The sequence below is a fragment of the Helicobacter sp. 12S02634-8 genome, assembly GCF_002272865.1.
Taxonomy (GTDB): Bacteria; Campylobacterota; Campylobacteria; order Campylobacterales; family Helicobacteraceae; genus Helicobacter_J.
Genome location: NZ_MLAP01000001.1, coordinates 138,175 through 154,304, shown reverse-complemented (window position 1 = coordinate 154,304; position 16,130 = coordinate 138,175). Strand labels below are relative to the sequence as shown.

14 protein-coding genes are annotated in these 16,130 nt (G+C 42.2%); 8 read left to right on the top strand and 6 right to left on the bottom strand.

Going from position 1 to position 16,130, the window contains the following annotated elements; all coding sequences use genetic code 11:
• Positions 1–127 precede the first annotated feature (127 nt).
• Entirely contained in the window at positions 128–1,369 is a 1,242-nt protein-coding gene (yedE, locus tag BKH46_RS00780) for a selenium metabolism membrane protein YedE/FdhT (RefSeq protein WP_216358688.1), read from the top strand.
• Between the two features lie 24 nt (positions 1,370–1,393).
• Entirely contained in the window at positions 1,394–1,618 is a 225-nt protein-coding gene (gene yedF / locus BKH46_RS00775) for a sulfurtransferase-like selenium metabolism protein YedF (RefSeq protein ID WP_343286590.1), read from the top strand.
• A gap of 13 nt (positions 1,619–1,631) precedes the next feature.
• Here yedF and BKH46_RS09380 read toward each other — a convergent pair whose 3' ends face one another.
• The 3 genes from BKH46_RS09380 to purL form a co-directional block, all read right to left on the bottom strand.
• Positions 1,632–1,940: a hypothetical protein gene (locus tag BKH46_RS09380; protein WP_143428890.1), complete on the bottom strand. Its 309-nt coding sequence runs from the start codon at positions 1,938–1,940 to the stop codon at positions 1,632–1,634.
• 175 nt (positions 1,941–2,115) lie between these two features.
• Complete coding sequence (locus BKH46_RS00765) at positions 2,116–3,126, bottom strand: lipid A deacylase LpxR family protein (protein WP_095224909.1); 1,011 nt, start codon at positions 3,124–3,126, stop codon at positions 2,116–2,118.
• A gap of 3 nt (positions 3,127–3,129) precedes the next feature.
• A complete protein-coding gene (gene purL / locus BKH46_RS00760) occupies positions 3,130–5,370 on the bottom strand; it encodes a phosphoribosylformylglycinamidine synthase subunit PurL (RefSeq protein WP_172402509.1) in 2,241 nt (746 codons plus the stop codon).
• A gap of 198 nt (positions 5,371–5,568) precedes the next feature.
• Between purL and ppsA the strand changes: the two genes are divergently transcribed.
• The 6 genes from ppsA (at position 5,569) to BKH46_RS00735 (ending at position 12,173) form a co-directional block, all read left to right on the top strand.
• Positions 5,569–7,995: a pyruvate, water dikinase gene (gene ppsA, locus BKH46_RS00755; RefSeq protein ID WP_095224908.1), complete on the top strand. Its 2,427-nt coding sequence runs from the start codon at positions 5,569–5,571 to the stop codon at positions 7,993–7,995.
• Between the two features lie 9 nt (positions 7,996–8,004).
• Complete coding sequence (locus BKH46_RS00750; protein ID WP_095224907.1) at positions 8,005–10,110, top strand: ribonucleoside triphosphate reductase; 2,106 nt, start codon at positions 8,005–8,007, stop codon at positions 10,108–10,110.
• Between the two features lie 8 nt (positions 10,111–10,118).
• Positions 10,119–10,277, top strand: coding sequence for an anaerobic ribonucleoside-triphosphate reductase (locus BKH46_RS09375; RefSeq protein ID WP_143428889.1), 159 nt, complete (start codon positions 10,119–10,121; stop codon positions 10,275–10,277).
• Positions 10,268–10,954 (top strand): anaerobic ribonucleoside-triphosphate reductase activating protein, encoded by a 687-nt coding sequence (locus BKH46_RS00745; protein WP_095224906.1) that lies wholly within the window; start codon positions 10,268–10,270, stop codon positions 10,952–10,954. Before BKH46_RS09375 ends, BKH46_RS00745 begins: the two co-directional genes overlap by 10 nt.
• 10 nt (positions 10,955–10,964) lie before the next feature.
• Positions 10,965–11,561 (top strand): GNAT family N-acetyltransferase, encoded by a 597-nt coding sequence (locus BKH46_RS00740; RefSeq protein ID WP_095224905.1) that lies wholly within the window; start codon positions 10,965–10,967, stop codon positions 11,559–11,561.
• A 75-nt stretch (positions 11,562–11,636) separates the two neighbouring features.
• A complete protein-coding gene (locus BKH46_RS00735) occupies positions 11,637–12,173 on the top strand; it encodes a DUF308 domain-containing protein (protein ID WP_095224904.1) in 537 nt (178 codons plus the stop codon).
• Positions 12,174–12,184: 11 nt separating this feature from the next.
• On the opposite strand, the gene BKH46_RS00730 is transcribed toward BKH46_RS00735, so the two are convergent.
• From BKH46_RS00730 to BKH46_RS00720, 3 genes are all read right to left on the bottom strand, one after another.
• On the bottom strand, positions 12,185–13,309 hold the full coding sequence (locus BKH46_RS00730; protein ID WP_095224903.1) for a tyrosine-type recombinase/integrase: 1,125 nt from the start codon (positions 13,307–13,309) through the stop codon (positions 12,185–12,187).
• Positions 13,310–13,881: 572 nt separating this feature from the next.
• Entirely contained in the window at positions 13,882–15,060 is a 1,179-nt protein-coding gene (locus tag BKH46_RS00725) for a pyridoxal phosphate-dependent aminotransferase (protein ID WP_095224902.1), read from the bottom strand.
• 81 nt (positions 15,061–15,141) lie between these two features.
• On the bottom strand, positions 15,142–16,113 hold the full coding sequence (locus BKH46_RS00720) for a hypothetical protein (RefSeq protein WP_143428888.1): 972 nt from the start codon (positions 16,111–16,113) through the stop codon (positions 15,142–15,144).
• Between the last annotated feature and the right edge of the window lie 17 nt (positions 16,114–16,130).

Sequence of the window (16,130 nt, the reverse complement as noted above, 5' to 3'; positions counted from 1 at the left end):
AGTGAATTTTTAGCAAAGATAGAGGACAATATTCCCCTTTGATTGAGCGCTAAGGCTTAGCGATACTATTTTTAGACTTCTAAAAACCAAATCTAAAAATATATTTTATCATTGTCTGGAGTTTTTGATGTGGCAAACATTGAAGCAAAAATATCTTGTGGGATTTTGGAATCCATTGCCTGCTGTGATAGCCCTAGGGATTTTATCGACTTATTACTTTGGCTTGACAGGGAGTTTGTGGGCTGTAACGGGTGAATTCACTCGTTGGGGTGGGCATGTGCTGCACTTTTTGGGGGTGGATATATCACGATTCCATTATTATGATATCCAAAATATGAGTGGCACGCCTTTGAGTCGCAATGATGGGATTATGGTGATTGGTATGTTTGTGGGCGCTCTGATAGCGACCTTATGGGCAAATAACTTCAAAATCCGACTACCCAAAAGCAAAATTCGTATCGCGCAAGGATTTTTAGGCGGGATTATCGCTGGCTTTGGCGCTAGGCTTGCGATGGGTTGCAATCTAGCAAATTTCTTCACAGGTATCCCTTATTTTTCCTTGCATACTTGGGTTTTTAGTATTTTTATGATTATTGGTATTTATATCGGCACAAAGTTTGTTGCACTGCCTTGCTTCCTCCCAAAGGTCGATATGCAAAAAGTCCATACGCAAAAACAGCTCTCTGATACGCGCTCAAGGTCTTTTGTGCTATTTATCTTGGGCTGTGTGGTATTTTTGCTCTCTGTGCTTTGGATCATCTATCTCACTCATGTTGCACCAACACCAAAGGGCAGGGCACTTCCTGTGCTTGGTATGGCTTTAGGGTTTGGAATATCTTTTGGCTTTATCATCGCAAGGGCTCAGATTTGCTTCACTTCAGCCTTTAGAGATTTATTCATGACAGGGCGCACGCAGATGGCAAAGGCCGTGGTGATTGGAATGGCGATTTCTTGCATAGGGGTTTTTAGCTATCTGATGTTAGGCAATGCCCCTAAAATCTACTGGCTAGGGCCTAATATTATCTTAGGTGGGCTGCTCTTTGGCTTTGGCATTGTCTTATCTGGTGGCTGTGAGTGTGGCTGGATGTATCGGGCTATCGAGGGGCAGGTGCATTATTGGGTCGTTGGGATTGGTAATGTCGTAGGGACAATGATTTTAGCTCTGAGTTGGGATTATTATGGCGAGGCATTAGCGACTTCTTGGCCTAAAATCAATCTTTTAGATGTTTTTGGCAATTATGGGGGTTTGATTGTGAATTATGCACTTTTGGGCTTAGCATTTATTTTTATCCTTTGGGTGCAGCAGCGATTTTTCAGAAAAAATATATTCCAAAGCCCCTCCACTCAATGTATCAACACACGCAAATAAGGAGCGCATATGCTAGAAGAAGAAATAATTCCCAATTATTGCCTAGATTTGCAGGGTGAGCCCTGTCCTTACCCAGCTATTGTCACACTCCAAACTCTCCCCAAACTCAAAAAAGGAGAGATTTTAGAGGTTTTAAGCGACTGCCCACAGAGTATCAACAATATCCCTATTGACGCTAAAAACCACGGCTATGAGGTGCTCAAAGTCGAGCAAAGGGGCGTGAGTATTCGGTATTTGATACGCAAATAATCTTGATTTGCCCTCATTGCCAATCTTCATTGATACCTAGCAGAATACATTGATTGAAATCAGGCAGCACGCAATATGCAAAAAGCTCACTGCCTATTCCCAAAACCTCTAAATCACTCAGATACCGCCCATCAAATTGGAGATAAAACACTCTTGGTTTTTTCCCTTTTGCCTCCAAGACCAAAACACCGCTCACGCCCACGCCTCCTAGATGGGAATATTTGATAAAACTTTTGAGGATAAAATAGCTCATCACCAACGCACCTTTGAGCTCTTGCTTTTTTATGGGCTCTAGTGCGGTATAGACAGAATGTTCAATCACATTGCGCCCCCTAAATTTTGGATATTGCCCATTTAGAGATTGCTGATGGAGAGTTTGGTAATAAGATATAAGAGTCTGGCGATGGGAGTTGAGATAATAGTTCGCATTTTTGGGGCTTGTAGCAAATATCTGGCAGAAGAAGAGTGATAATGCTAAAAATAGCTTGTATGCCATTTCAAAAAGCGATACTGAGCTCTATTGTCCCAAAATCGTGCGCTTGAGGCTGGGATTTAAAGGTCTTAGAAGTATGGGTATAAGTATAGGCAAAACGCATACCTTGATATAAAATTGCTGCCCCAATCTCGCCATTATAAACAAAATATTCCATATCCAATCCCGTCGGCGCACCAAAACTATTGCCTTGTATGAATATATCTCGGGCTTGATAACGGCCAAAAATCCCCCCAAAAATATACGCAGAAAATCTGTCATTATAAGCTTGTGCGCCATTGAATCCCGTATTGACCTTATTGACACCAAAATCAGAGTCAAGATTATAGCCAATGCGAAGCCTTGTGCCGATCTGAAAATGCGTATCTGCATTGCCTAAGGCAACATCTAAGGCAGGCAAGATATCTGAAGAGAGGTATCTCAAATCCCATAGATAGAATTTTTTCACGAGCTGATAATTGAGATTGACAATCAATTCATTTTTAAGCTGATGTTTCCAGCCATAAAATATAGGATTGCTAGTGAGGTAATGTATGAGCTTTTGTGTTTCATAAGCTAGCGCTGAGGGGCCGACCATACCTATGGATAAAAATGTGCTTTCTAGCACACTCAAAGAGCGATGGATAATCCCAAAATTCAAGCGCATATAGCCTGAATATGGGTGGTCAGAGGCACTAGGGGTCAAAGCCCTTGAATAGGGCGTGTAAATATCTTGTGAGAGCGAGAAGCTAAAATGTGTCATTTTCATCTGCGCATACCCCAAACTCACATACCGACTCCACGCCATCATCGAGTCTTTATCCTCACAAGAAAAGTCATATTCCCTGCTGCTATAGCCTAAAGATGTCCCTGCTGTGTAGTATCGGTCTATGTATTGATTGGCATAAGCGTCATTTTCAGTGAGTAGATTCACAAATTGCTTTTGATAAGCAATCAATCCACTATCACACACCCCATCATCTGCAAGCCCCACGCCCAAAAGCACTAAAAATGCTGATACAATTTTTTTTACCATTATTCACACCAAATCAAGCTGCGTAGCAAAGCTTTGGAAATATATCTCTTTGGCCTTGGAGATATCGAGTTGGATTGTATCGATACTGATACCATCTTGTGGGGGTCTGACCTCTCCGAGCACACAAAGGGGTATTTGATGTGTTTGGGCAAGCGCAGTGAGCTTGGAGAGATGGTCTGGGGTAACCTCTGCTAATACGCAGCTTTGGGATTGACTGAAAATATTTTCACGCTCTAGCTTTTGGCTTGCTTGATAAAAGGGGCTTTTTATCGCTACGCCCATCTCTGTGATGAGCGCCATTTTTGCTGCTGCAATGGCTAGCCCACCTTTATTGATATCTTTAGCTGCAACAATAAGCCCCTCTATAGCCGCTTGCTCTAAGAGCCTCCAGAGGGCAAGCTCTCTTTGCAGATTGAGAGTTGGAGGCGTGCCTGTGCATTGATGGGTGAGCATTTTTTGGATCAGGCTCCCTCCAAACTCACTTTGAATCTCGCCCAATAAAACTAGCAAATTCCCACTTTTTTGCAATCCTGCTTTGATGATATGCTCTGCTGATTTGATAGTGCCTACAGCTACGATAGTCGGAGTAGGGTAGATGTCTTGACCATCAGTTTGATTGTATAAAGACACATTACCACTCACAACAGGTGTATTTAGAGCCTTGCAAGCTTCTTTAATCCCATCAGTAGCTTCTTTAAACTGCCACATCACTTCTGGATTTTCTGGATTGCCAAAGTTCAGACAATCACTGATCCCAAACACTCTAGCCCCTCGCAACGCGCAATTACGTCCAGCAAGTGCCACAGCGATTTTTGCTCCCTCTTTGGGATCTAAATAACAATAACGCACAGGGCAACACACACTCATGGCCAAAAATGAATCATTTTCTTTCACTCGAATCACGCTCCCATCTCCTTGAGCGCTGCTGATGATTGTGTTAGTGCCTACAGAGTTGTCATATTGGGAGTAAATCCACGATTTATCGCACACATCTAAGCTCCCTAGCAAGATTTCAAAAATCTCTTGCTCAGCTTTTGTGCTGCCTTGATAGTGCGTTTGTCTGCATACATCTAAATATGCAGGCCGTTTGATGGGTCTATCTAAAATCGGGGCATTTTCACTCAGCTCTGCAACAGGGATTTCAGCACATTTCTCTCCATACCAAAACAACTCCATTTTCCCGCTATCACTCACTGCACCAATGATGGCTACATCTAACTCCCATTTTTCAAATATCGCAATGACTTCTTGCTCACAGCCCTTTTTAGCGCAAATCAACATACGCTCTTGAGATTCGCTCAACATCAGCTCATAAGGCCCCAAGCCCGCTTCTCGCATTGGCACCTTATCAAGATGGAGCACCATACCACTCCCAGCACGCCCTGCCATCTCAAAACTCGAGCTACTCAAGCCCGCAGCACCCATATCTTGGATCCCTACAATCAGATCTTTTTTGAATAATTCCAAACAAGCCTCTAAGAGGAGTTTTTCGCTAAATGGATCGCCGATTTGGACTGTGGGGCGCAGAGATTTGGAATCTTGTGTGAAGCTATCACTACTCATCACAGCCCCTCCAAGCCCATCAGCACCTGTCTTGCTCCCTACATAAATCACAGGATTGCCAACCCCCTCAGCTCTGCCATAAAATATTTCATCGCACGGAGCGATACCAAGCGTGAAGGCATTGACAAGGATATTGCCATTATAGCAAGCCTCAAAGCTGCACTCCCCTCCAATCGTAGGCACGCCCATACAATTGCCATAATCTCCAATGCCTGCTACAACCCCAGCAAGCAAATGGCGATGTTTGCTCCCTATAGCGTCCTTTCTATGGGCTTCACCAAAACGGATTGAATTAAGATTGGCTATGGGTCTTGCGCCCATCGTGAAAATATCACGCATGATTCCCCCTACACCTGTTGAAGCCCCAGCGTGCGGCTCTATGAAGCTAGGGTGGTTATGGGATTCTATCTTAAACACAGCGCCATAGCCTTGTCCGATATCAATCACGCCCGCATTTTCACCTGGCCCTTGGATCACCCACGGGGCTTGTGTGGGGAAGCCTTTGAGATATTTTTTGCTTGATTTATAGCTGCAATGCTCACTCCACATCGCTGAAAATATAGCAATTTCTAGCAGATTGGGCTCACGCGCTAAGATTTTTTTGATTTGTTCATAATCCTCCAAACTCAGCTTATGGCGCTTGAGCACTTCAGAAATATTTTCAATAGGTTGGGGGGTCATCTTTGTATTCCTCATTGGATTGGCATAAATATTAGGATAGCTTGATGGGATCGCAATCACTAAGGGTAATTTTATCTAAAATCATCACAAAACCAATAAAAATAGAAAAAATCTGAAATTTTATAAATTCTAAGTATCAAATAAAGATTTATCTATTAAAATGTTAAGCATTAACAGAATTGAGGAGAACGCAAGAATATGAAATATATCAAGTTTTTCAAGGAGCTCAATAATAGAGATGTCCCTTTGGTGGGTGGGAAAAACGCTAGCATCGGAGAGATGTTTCAAGAGCTTGTGCCTGTAGGGATCAAAGTCCCCAATGGATTTGCTATCACAAGCGAGGCTTATTGGTATCTCCTTGATAGTGGGGGGATCAAGCAAAAAATTATTGATTTGCTTGAAAATGTTGATGTGACTGAGATTGATGTGCTCAAAACTCGCTCCAAAAAGATCCGAGAACTCATCTTTGGCACGCCTTTTCCTACAGACCTTAGAGATGAGATTTTCCAAGCTTATAAGATTTTGAGTGATGAATATGGTATGCAAGAAGCTGATGTCGCTGTGCGCTCTTCTGCTACAGCTGAGGACTTGCCCGACGCTTCATTTGCCGGACAGCAAGATACTTATTTGAGTATCAAAGGGCAGACAGAACTGATCCATTATATCAAGTCTTGTTTGGCTTCACTCTTTACAGATAGGGCTGTGAGCTATAGGGCTTCTAGAGGGTTTGACCATTTTAAGGTCGCTTTGAGTGTCGGGGTGCAAAAAATGGTTAGGGCTGATAAGGGCAGCGCGGGCGTGATGTTTTCTATCGATACTGAAACAGGCTTTCAAGATGCTGTGTTTATCACTTCAAGCTGGGGATTGGGCGAAAATGTCGTTGGAGGCACTGTCAATCCTGATGAATTTTATGTATTCAAGCCCACCCTCGAACAAGGCAAACGCCCCATCATCAAACGCCAACTAGGCACCAAACATCAAAAAATGGTCTATGCTCCCAAAGGCAGCGATCACCCAACTAAAAATATCGCCACCACCCAAAAAGAGCTAGAAACTTTCTCAATCACTGATGAAGATATCCTCACTCTTGCGCGTTATGCCCTCATCATCGAAAAACACTACACAAAAGAAGCCGGCGAATACAGACCCATGGATATGGAATGGGCAAAAGATGGCGAAAGTGGAGAGATTTTCATCGTCCAAGCGCGCCCTGAAACTGTCCAGAGTCAAAATATCAAAAAAACCAACGGACAAAAAATCGAAAAATTCCGATTCAAAAACTGCAATGACACAAAAGAAATTATCATCAAGGGCAGGGCGATTGGAGGCAAGATTGGCACGGGCAAGGTCAGAATTATCAACGATATTGAACACATGAATACCTTCAAAGAAGGCGAAATCTTAGTCACAGACAACACCGATCCTGACTGGGAGCCTGCGATGAAAAAGGCTGCAGCAGTCATCACCAATCGTGGGGGCAGGACTTGCCACGCTGCTATTGTTGCTAGAGAGATAGGTGTCCCTGCGATCGTAGGGGCTGTAGGGGCTACTGATAGGCTCTATACAGGTATGGAAGTCACCGTTTCTTGCGCTGAGGGCGAAGAGGGCTATGTCTATGCAGGTATCCACCCCTATGAAGTCGAGAGTATCGAACTCTCCAATATGGGACAGACTCAAACTAAAATTTATATGAACGTGGGCAACCCCGAAAAGGCATTTAGCTTCTCCCAGCTCCCCAACCACGGAGTAGGGCTAGCCAGAATGGAACTCATTGTCCTCAATCAAATCAAAGCCCACCCCCTAGCCCTCCTTGACCTCCAAAATGGCAAAAAAGACATCAAAGACAAAGAAGAAATCGAAAAACTCATCGCAGGCTATGAAAATCCCAAGGATTTTTTCATCAAAAAGATTGCCGAGGGTATGGGAATGATCGCATCAGCTTTCTATCCTAGGCCTGTGATTGTGCGCACAAGCGATTTCAAGTCCAATGAATATCGTGGAATGATCGGTGGAGTGGCTTATGAACCTCAAGAAGAAAATCCTATGCTAGGTTTTCGCGGGGCGAGTCGGTATTATTCTGATCTTTATCGTGGCGCTTTTGAGTGGGAGTGTCAAGCCTTGGCTATGGTGCGTGATGAGATGGGCTTGACAAATATGAAAGTGATGATTCCATTTCTGCGGACACCAGAAGAGGGCAAAAAGGTCTTAGAAATCTTGCGGCGCAATGGGCTAGAATCGGGCAAAAATGGCTTAGAAATCTATGTGATGTGTGAGCTGCCTGTCAATGTGATTTTGGCCGATGATTTTCTCTCAATGTTTGATGGCTTCTCTATTGGCTCTAATGATCTCACTCAGCTCACCTTGGGCGTAGATAGGGATAGCGAGCTAGTCAGCAGCGTCTTTGATGAGCGCAATCCAGCAATGCTAGAGATGTTTAAACGTGCGATTGCAGCTTGCAAAAAGCACCATAAATATTGCGGGATTTGCGGTCAAGCCCCCAGTGATTATCCCGAAGTTGCAGAATTTTTAGTCAAAGAGGGGATTGATTCGATTTCTTTGAATCCTGATTCTGTCATCTCGACTTGGAATCTTGTTTCTAAGCTTGAAAAGCACTTAGGGCGATAAGGGCAATCAATGAAGCAATCAAATTTCCCACTTTTTATCTACAAAAGAGATGGACGCAAGCAAGATTTCATACCACACAAAATCAAAGACGCTATCAATAAGGCTTATGAGAGTGTGGGTAAAGCTCCTGATGGGGCTATCTATGATGCTGTGTTTTTTGCTATTGTGCAAAATGGAGCGAGCAGTGTCGAAGCGATTCAAGATATCATCGAAAAGGCTATTTTTGATATCGGTGCTTTTGAAGTGCTTAAAAGTTTTATGAATTATCGATTTTTGCATAAAATGCAGCGAGAAAATCAAGCAGGGCTTTATGCGGGCACAACTTTTGTTGATAGCACTCAAAGCGTGAGAGAATACATCGATAAAACCGATTGGCGTATCCAAGCTAATGCAAATACGGGCTATTCTAACGCAGGATTGGTCAATAATCTTGCAGGTAAGATCATCGCTAATTATTGGCTTGATAGTGTCTATTCTCCCCAAGAGGGGCGAGCACACCGCGAGGGGGATATCCATATCCACGATTTGGATTGTCTGAGTGGGTATTGTGCGGGTTGGAGCTTGCGCGCATTACTCAATGAGGGCTTCAATGGTGTTAGAGGTCGAGTCGAGTCCAAAGCTCCCAAACACTTCAGAGAAGCACTCGGTCAAATGGCAAATTTTCTAGGGATATTACAGAGCGAATGGGCAGGAGCGCAGGCTTTTAGCTCTTTTGATACTTATTTAGCCCCTTATGTGTTTAAAGATAATTTGAACTTTTCAGAAATCAAAAAAGCCATCAGAAGCTTTGTTTATAATCTCAATGTCCCTGCGCGATGGGGTCAATCGCCTTTTACTAATATCACGATTGATTGGAGTGTGCCTGAGGATCTCAAAGACCAAATCCCCACTTGCAATGATGTGCATTTATTCAAAAATCTCTCCGATACAGCCCTCATACACAAAGCCAAAGCGCGTGGAATAGAGAGCTTGGAGATGATGACTTATAAGGACTTTCGCCCTGAAATGGATCTCATCAATCGGGCTTATTATGAAGTGATGACAGAGGGGGATAAAAACTCACAGCCCTTTACTTTCCCTATTCCCACGGTCAATATCACACAAGATTTTGATTGGGATAGTCCTAATTGCGATATTTTGTTTGAAAACACTGCCAAAATCGGCTCGAGCTATTTCCAGAATTTCATCGGAAGTCAATATATACGCGATAAAGATGGCAAGCTCATCGAAAACAAAGATGCCTATAAACCCAATGCTGTTCGGAGTATGTGCTGCAGACTCCAGCTAGATCTCAGAGAGCTACTCAAACGCGGGGGAGGGCTATTTGGTAGTGCAGAAATGACGGGGTCTATCGGGGTTGTAACAATCAATATGGCGCGTTTGGGCTATGTCTATAAGGGCGATAAAAAGGGCTTGTTTGTGCGCTTGGGCGAGCTGATGGATATATCTAAGGATACTTTAGAGAAAAAACGTTTAGTCATCACTGATTTGTTTGAAAGGGGTTTGTATCCTTATACCAAAAGATACCTCCCCCATTTCAACCATCATTTTTCTACCATCGGAGTCAATGGTATCAATGAAATGATACGCAATTTCACTGATGATACGCACGATATCACCACGCAAATAGGCGAGGATCTGTGTTTGGAGGTCTTAGACTTTATGCGCACTAGAATCCAAGGCTACCAAGAGCAAAGTGGAAATCTCTATAATCTCGAAGCCACGCCTGCTGAGGGCACGACTTATCGCTTTGCCAAAGAAGACAAAAAAAGATTTCCCGATATAATCCAAGCTGGTTTTGATAGCAATATCTATTACACCAACAGCTCCCAACTCCCCGTGGGCTATACAGACGATCCCTTTGAAGCCCTCCAAAAACAAGACACAATCCAGACCAAATACACCGGTGGAACCGTCTTGCACTTGTATATGCGAGAAAAAATCAGCTCGCCCACAGCTTGCAAAGATCTTGTCAAAAGAGTCATTAGCAATTTCAGACTGCCTTATATCACCATCACGCCTGTCTTTAGTATCTGCCCCTTGCACGGCTATCTCAGCGGCGAGCACGAATACTGCCCCAAGTGCGATGAAATAGCCATGCAAATCCACTCATAAGGAAAAAAATGAAAAAAGAATCCCATAAAATCCCAGAATCCAAGCGCACTAAATGTATGGTATATACTCGCGTGATGGGCTATCACAGACCGATCGAAAGCTTCAACATCGGCAAAATCGGCGAACACAAGGAAAGAAAGTTTTTTATCGAAAATCAATGCAAATAAATCGTTCTAGCAAGCCTATCTATGCACTCACGCCTTTTACAATGCTTGATTATCCCGATAAACTCGCTTGTATTCTTTGGTTTCAAGGGTGTAATCTGCGGTGTGCGTATTGCTACAATACTGAGATTGTCACAGGCATAGGGAATCTTGATTTCTTGAGTGTGCTAGAATTTTTGGATACAAGAGTGGGGCTTTTGGACGCTGTGGTGCTAAGTGGCGGGGAGGCAACTCTGTGTCAAGGTCTTGAAAATCTTGCCTTTTTAATCAAACAAAAGGGCTTTCTCATCAAGCTCGATACCAACGGCACAAGAGCAGACAAACTCAAATCCATGATTCAAGCCAAGCTTTTAGATTATGTCGCCTTAGATTTTAAAGCACCCCCTTACAAAGACCTCGCTATCACACAATACGCAGATACTTATCGATGTTTTTTAGAGGCATTAGAAGTCTTACAAACATCACAAATCCCCTTTGAAATCCGCACAACAGCCCACAGCGAACTTTTAAACCCTAAAGATCTTGAGGTGATGTGTGAAATCCTTTGTGCTAGGGGCTATCAAGGGAAGTATTATCTCCAAGATTTTATCGGAGATAAAAAGACTTTTGTCCCATTGGGTAAAAGCTATAACAAAAAACAAAATAGGGCTCATGGACCCATAGAGCTGATATGGCGATAAAGGAGGGGCGATGGCAGAATTAGCAGCAGAAATGGTGGCAGAAATGGCGAAAATGATAGAATTCAAAGAAGTTAAAGACTCCAAGGAGTGTGCTGAGGTAGCAAGACTTGCCAAAGAGATTTGGGAGGAGCATTATGCAACGATTCTCTCACCTGCACAAATCCGCTATATGCTAGAAAATTTTCAGAGCACGCAAGCAATCAGCAATCAGATCAAAGAGGGCTATCGGTATTTGATGATTTTTAAAGCCAAGCAACTAGCTGGCTATTGTGCCTTGAAGCTTATGTGCGACCCTTTGTGCGTGCCATCGGGCCAATCTACAGACGACCAATGCAAAAAAACTCTTGAGGGCAAAGAAATTTTTTTAAGCAAGCTCTATATCCAAAAAAGCTACCGCGCTCAAGGCATTGCCAAGGTTTTGTTCCAAAATATCCAAACACTTGCGCAAGCCCCTCAAGCAAGGTTGGTATGGCTGAGTGTCAATAAACACAACACGCACTCCATACAGGCTTATCAAAAGCTAGGTTTTGCTATCTATCGAGAAGAGGGCGTGAGTATCGGGCAGGGGTATGTGATGGACGATTATTATATGCAAATGCTGTTGTGAGGGGCTTTGTGTGCCGGTGTTTACACGCCAGTGTTTGTGTGCTTGGAGATGGATTATCAATTGAAAGGATAAAGTATGAATTCTATTTTGCATATGATTTGGTTTTTGTTTGGCGTAGCAATGCTAGTTTGTGGGGTGGTGTCTATGGTCACGCCTATGGAAACATTTTTTGCCCTGATGGTTTTGATACCGATGATTTTGATTGCAGGGGGCATTGTGGGGTTGTTTTATTACTATGGCATGCAAAAGTCCATCAACTCGCAGTGGATTTTGGGCGATAGCCTACTTTCTTTGCTCTTTGGGCTCATATTTGCATTGGGTGGGATTGATTTTACTTCGGTTGTGATGGTTTATTTTGTAGCCTTTTTAGCGATATTTAAGGGCATTATCGGTGTTATTTCTTCTTTTGAGCTCAAAAAACTAGGATTTTCCCAGTGGCTATGGCTGTGTGTCATCGCAGCACTCAATATATTCATCGGGGCTATTTTCATCATCAAGCCCAGCATTGCCTCGATTGCAATCGGAGTTTTAGCGGGGATTTATTTTGTCTTTTTTGGTTTGATTACTTTGATGGGGTGGTGGGGAGCAAAAAACTCCGATCCCACCGCCTGATATTCCCCGCACTATTCTTGAGTATCTTGAGTATCTTGAGGCGTATGGGGCTTGAGATCTTCCATAATGCTTGCTGCTTCCATCAAGCGATTTTTATCAAAATGCGTATAAATGCGGCTTGTGTTGAGATCGGCGTGCCCAAGGGCTTCTTGCACCAAGAGCAAATCGTGTCGTTTTTGATAGAGTAGGGTGGCAAAAGAATGCCGCAGCATATGGGGACCTTTCTTTTCTTTTTGGATACCGACACTTTGGAGGATTTTTTCTACATAGCGATAGAGATAGGCTTGCGTGAGGGCTCCACCCTTTTGATTGCAAAAGAGCAGATTATCTGTGACCTCAATCATTGAGCGCAACATCAGCCACTCCTCAAGCAAGCTCTGTATATGGCAAGCTCGTATCATCACGACACGATATTTATCCCCCTTGCCCTTGATATGGAGGAGGTAGAGGTCTTTATCCAATGTAATATCCTTTGCCCTAAGGTGCAAGGCCTCACTCACCCTGATACCTGTATAAACAATCATTTTAACAATCAAACGATCTCTGGCACGAACCTTTGCAGAAAGCTCTAATGTATCAATACCGCCCAAAAACTTTTCTAATTCATCGGTATTGAGGTAAGCAGGGAGCTTTTGGCCTGATTTGCCCCTTGTGCCACTGATGTGTTTGAGCTCGATATTATAAGTATGTGAAAGCCCGTTTTTATCTCTATTTTGCTTATCGATATAGCCAAAAAGCCCCAACAAAGCAATGCGATAATTTTTCTTGCTCGCTAGAGATAGCCCGCCTGTTTGTGATACCAAAAACTCGGCTAAAATCTCCTCATCAATCTCTTTGATTGAGTGGTATCTTTCACAAAAACTCTGCATAAAGCTATAAAACTTGAGTATAGGATTGGCATAGGTATTGACCCCCAAAAGTCCAGCATTTCGGGCTTCTTTACAGATTTTTTCAAGCTCTTGGATATTTTTGGGGCTAGTGTGGAGAGCTTGCAAGCAGTTTTGAACACATTTTTTATCTTTTTTGCCCTTGACTTTGGAGTTTGAGAGCGTTATGAGTTTATAACGGATAAAGCGAGCAGACCAAAACAGCAAATCGCCCAGAAATCCCTCACCAGACTCTAGGTTAAAATACATTTTCTTGCTCCTTTTGCTTCTTGCTCTTTCACTTGGACTGAATCAAGATTATTTTTTATCAAATTTTATTTTTAATTTGCTTCTTTTTACTTTTTTTATTCGTTTTATCGCCTATTTTAGGGGGTTGATATAAAAGTTTGAAAATTATGGTTTTCATAACTAAATGAAATAATAGCACAAAAAATGGCAATGTTCGCACTTTTGACACATTTTTTAAAAAATGCACCAAAATAAGTTATAAATTTTAAAAAATGTGTCAAAATATTTGATATGCAATATTTATCAGTCTAATCTATGGAGTGCTAAAAATTAAAACTAACCTAAAAGCTCTGACTCAAAAGCTAGGATTTAAGAGCCTTTCTCTGCTCTGGCTAGAAATTCTTTTGCTATCATCTCTCTATCTCATCTCTATCTCATCTCTCTATCATCTCTCTATCATCGATGATTGATACAAGCATTGCGAGGGCACGAAGTTATCGACACAAGAGCCTTGTATGATTCAAAGTATGATTCAAAAAATTTAAAAACTTTGCACTATCAAAACCCCATCAAAACCCCTTAAAATCGACCTTTTAGCCTTTGAGGAACTTTGCAATGCGTTTGAAGCCCTCAGTGATCTGCTCATTGGAGCAAGCAAAAGAAAAGCGCACATACCCGTCCATACCAAAAGCTTTGCCTGGGACAAGTGCGACGCCCTCAGTTTCTAGGAGATCTTTACAAAATCTCATCGAATCCCCGTTATATCGTGTGATATCTTTGATATTGATAAACAGATAAAAAGCCCCTTGAGATTTCAAAACGCTCAATCCAGCAATGTTTTCTATCAGCTCACAAGCAAGATCGCGCCTTTTTTGAAAGGCTTCACGCATCATCTCAATATCGCTATCAGCCTCCCCATTTAAAGCCACAATAGAAGCCCTTTGAGTGATGGAGTTGATATTAGAGGTGCATTGACTTTGGAGGTTATTCATCAGTTTTAGCAATTTTGTATCTTTTGTCGCTAAATATCCCATACGCCAGCCAGTCATCGCCACAGACTTACTCAAGCCATTGACCGTGATAGTCCGCTTCATCATATCCTCACTGATAGAAGCTGCTGAAGTGAATACTATATCATAGGTCAATTTCTCATACATCTCATCACTAATCACCCAAATATTGCTTCCTTGAAGAATCTGTGCGATTTGTATGAGCTCAGATTGTGTATAGACAATCCCAGTGGGATTAGATGGGGTTGTCAAGATGAGTGCCTTTGTTTTGGGCGTGATAGCTTCTTTGAGCTGCTTGGGCGTGATCTTAAAATCTGTCGCCTCATCTGTGGGGATAAATACAGGCTTCCCTCCACTATAAATCACTATTTCAGGGTATGTTACCCAATAAGGTGCGGGGATAATGACTTCATCGCCCTGCTCTATGAGCGCTTGGAGTGCATTAAATAGCGATTGTTTGGCCCCATTACTCACAAGAATCTCGCTAGGGGTATAATCAAGATTGTTTTCCCTTTTGAGCTTGGCTGCGATGGCTTGACGCAGTTCAGGAATACCTGCGACAGGTGTGTATTTGGTATAGCCTGAGTTCAAAGCCCTAATTGCTTCATCTTTGATGACTTGAGGTGTGTCAAAATCGGGCTCTCCTGCAGAAAAACTCAAGATATTTTTGCCCTTGGCTTTTAGCTCTGCAGCAAGCGTGCTGATAGCGATAGTAGCAGACTCTGAGAGGTTTTGGATTTTTTGAGAATACTGAGGTTGCATCATCAGTCCTTTCACTTATCTTTGAATATTTTATCAGAAAATATCAAAAATTATTTAATATTTAGCGCACTAAAGACCCCATCAGATAATTTTTGTCTTGATGATACTTTTAAACCCCTTGGTGAGGGCTTCAAAGCGAGTGAGGAAAAATTTATTTTTACTCGCTAAAAAGCTCACAACCCTTTGAAGCTGCTCGCTGTTGAGCTCACTGATGGCGTCTAAACAGACTTTTGAGAAATCATTATCCTCCATAGAATTCAGACTCTCCAAAAAGGCTTTGGTGTATTTTTGGAATAGTTTTTTGTCTTGGATTTCGCGTTGATTTTGCTCGATGATGTCAGATTCTAAGAGCTCTAGCTGTGAAATCATGAGAGTTTTGAGATATTTTTTGGGATAAGAATTGGTGAGTTTTGAAATCTTTTCTATGAGTTCTAACTTTTTGGGAGTTCCGTTGTAATAGGCTGGATAATTTTCCTCCATCAAAGAGGGCATAAAGTTTTTGACAACCATCAGCTTGTCTTCTGCGATTTTTTTTAGCTTTTGGATATATGCAGGATTTTTGGAGTCTTCATAGACTTTTTCTAGCTTGCTAAAATCATTTTGATGTCTTTGATAATACTGCATCAAAGTAGCCCTTTCTTCTGCGGGCAGATCTTGGAGTTGGTCTTCTAGCCCCTCTAGCCAGACTTGCTGGATTTGGTGGTATTTGATTTGGAGTGCTTTTTTTATCTTTGTTGCAGGGATATTGCTGAGTTGCACGCATAAGATTTCTAAAAACTCTTCATAATCATAATAGCCCATATAAGTGTCAATGAGGTCATAAATCTTTGAAAATTTCTTTTTGACTGCAGAGATTTTTGTTCTAAGTTCTTGCTGTATGGCGTGGTCTTTGATGGGCGCTAGGGTCAGTGCGTGGTTTTGATTGAGGAAAGTTTGGAAAATATGGATTTCTTTAGAGATATGATTTTGATACATTTCAAGCAATTGAGATGTATTATATTTTTCAAGCTCAGCCCCATCATACCCGTTATTTTTCAAGTATGTTTTTATCATCACAAAATCATGCGAAA

What these genes read in the sequence shown, in the direction of transcription:
- BKH46_RS00765 (WP_095224909.1), bottom strand. Translation starts at nt 3,126, where the DNA reads ATGGTAAAAAAAATTGTATCAGCATTTTTAGTGCTTTTGGGCGTGGGG.
- ppsA (WP_095224908.1), top strand. Translation starts at nt 5,569, where the DNA reads ATGAAATATATCAAGTTTTTCAAGGAGCTCAATAATAGAGATGTCCCT.
- BKH46_RS00745 (WP_095224906.1), top strand. Translation starts at nt 10,268, where the DNA reads ATGCAAATAAATCGTTCTAGCAAGCCTATCTATGCACTCACGCCTTTT.
- BKH46_RS00750 (WP_095224907.1), top strand. Translation starts at nt 8,005, where the DNA reads ATGAAGCAATCAAATTTCCCACTTTTTATCTACAAAAGAGATGGACGC.
- BKH46_RS00730 (WP_095224903.1), bottom strand. Translation starts at nt 13,309, where the DNA reads ATGTATTTTAACCTAGAGTCTGGTGAGGGATTTCTGGGCGATTTGCTG.
- BKH46_RS09375 (WP_143428889.1), top strand. Translation starts at nt 10,119, where the DNA reads ATGAAAAAAGAATCCCATAAAATCCCAGAATCCAAGCGCACTAAATGT.
- BKH46_RS00725 (WP_095224902.1), bottom strand. Translation starts at nt 15,060, where the DNA reads ATGCAACCTCAGTATTCTCAAAAAATCCAAAACCTCTCAGAGTCTGCT.
- BKH46_RS00720 (WP_143428888.1), bottom strand. Translation starts at nt 16,113, where the DNA reads ATGATAAAAACATACTTGAAAAATAACGGGTATGATGGGGCTGAGCTT.
- BKH46_RS00740 (WP_095224905.1), top strand. Translation starts at nt 10,965, where the DNA reads ATGGCAGAATTAGCAGCAGAAATGGTGGCAGAAATGGCGAAAATGATA.
- purL (WP_172402509.1), bottom strand. Translation starts at nt 5,370, where the DNA reads ATGACCCCCCAACCTATTGAAAATATTTCTGAAGTGCTCAAGCGCCAT.
- yedE (WP_216358688.1), top strand. Translation starts at nt 128, where the DNA reads ATGTGGCAAACATTGAAGCAAAAATATCTTGTGGGATTTTGGAATCCA.
- BKH46_RS00735 (WP_095224904.1), top strand. Translation starts at nt 11,637, where the DNA reads ATGAATTCTATTTTGCATATGATTTGGTTTTTGTTTGGCGTAGCAATG.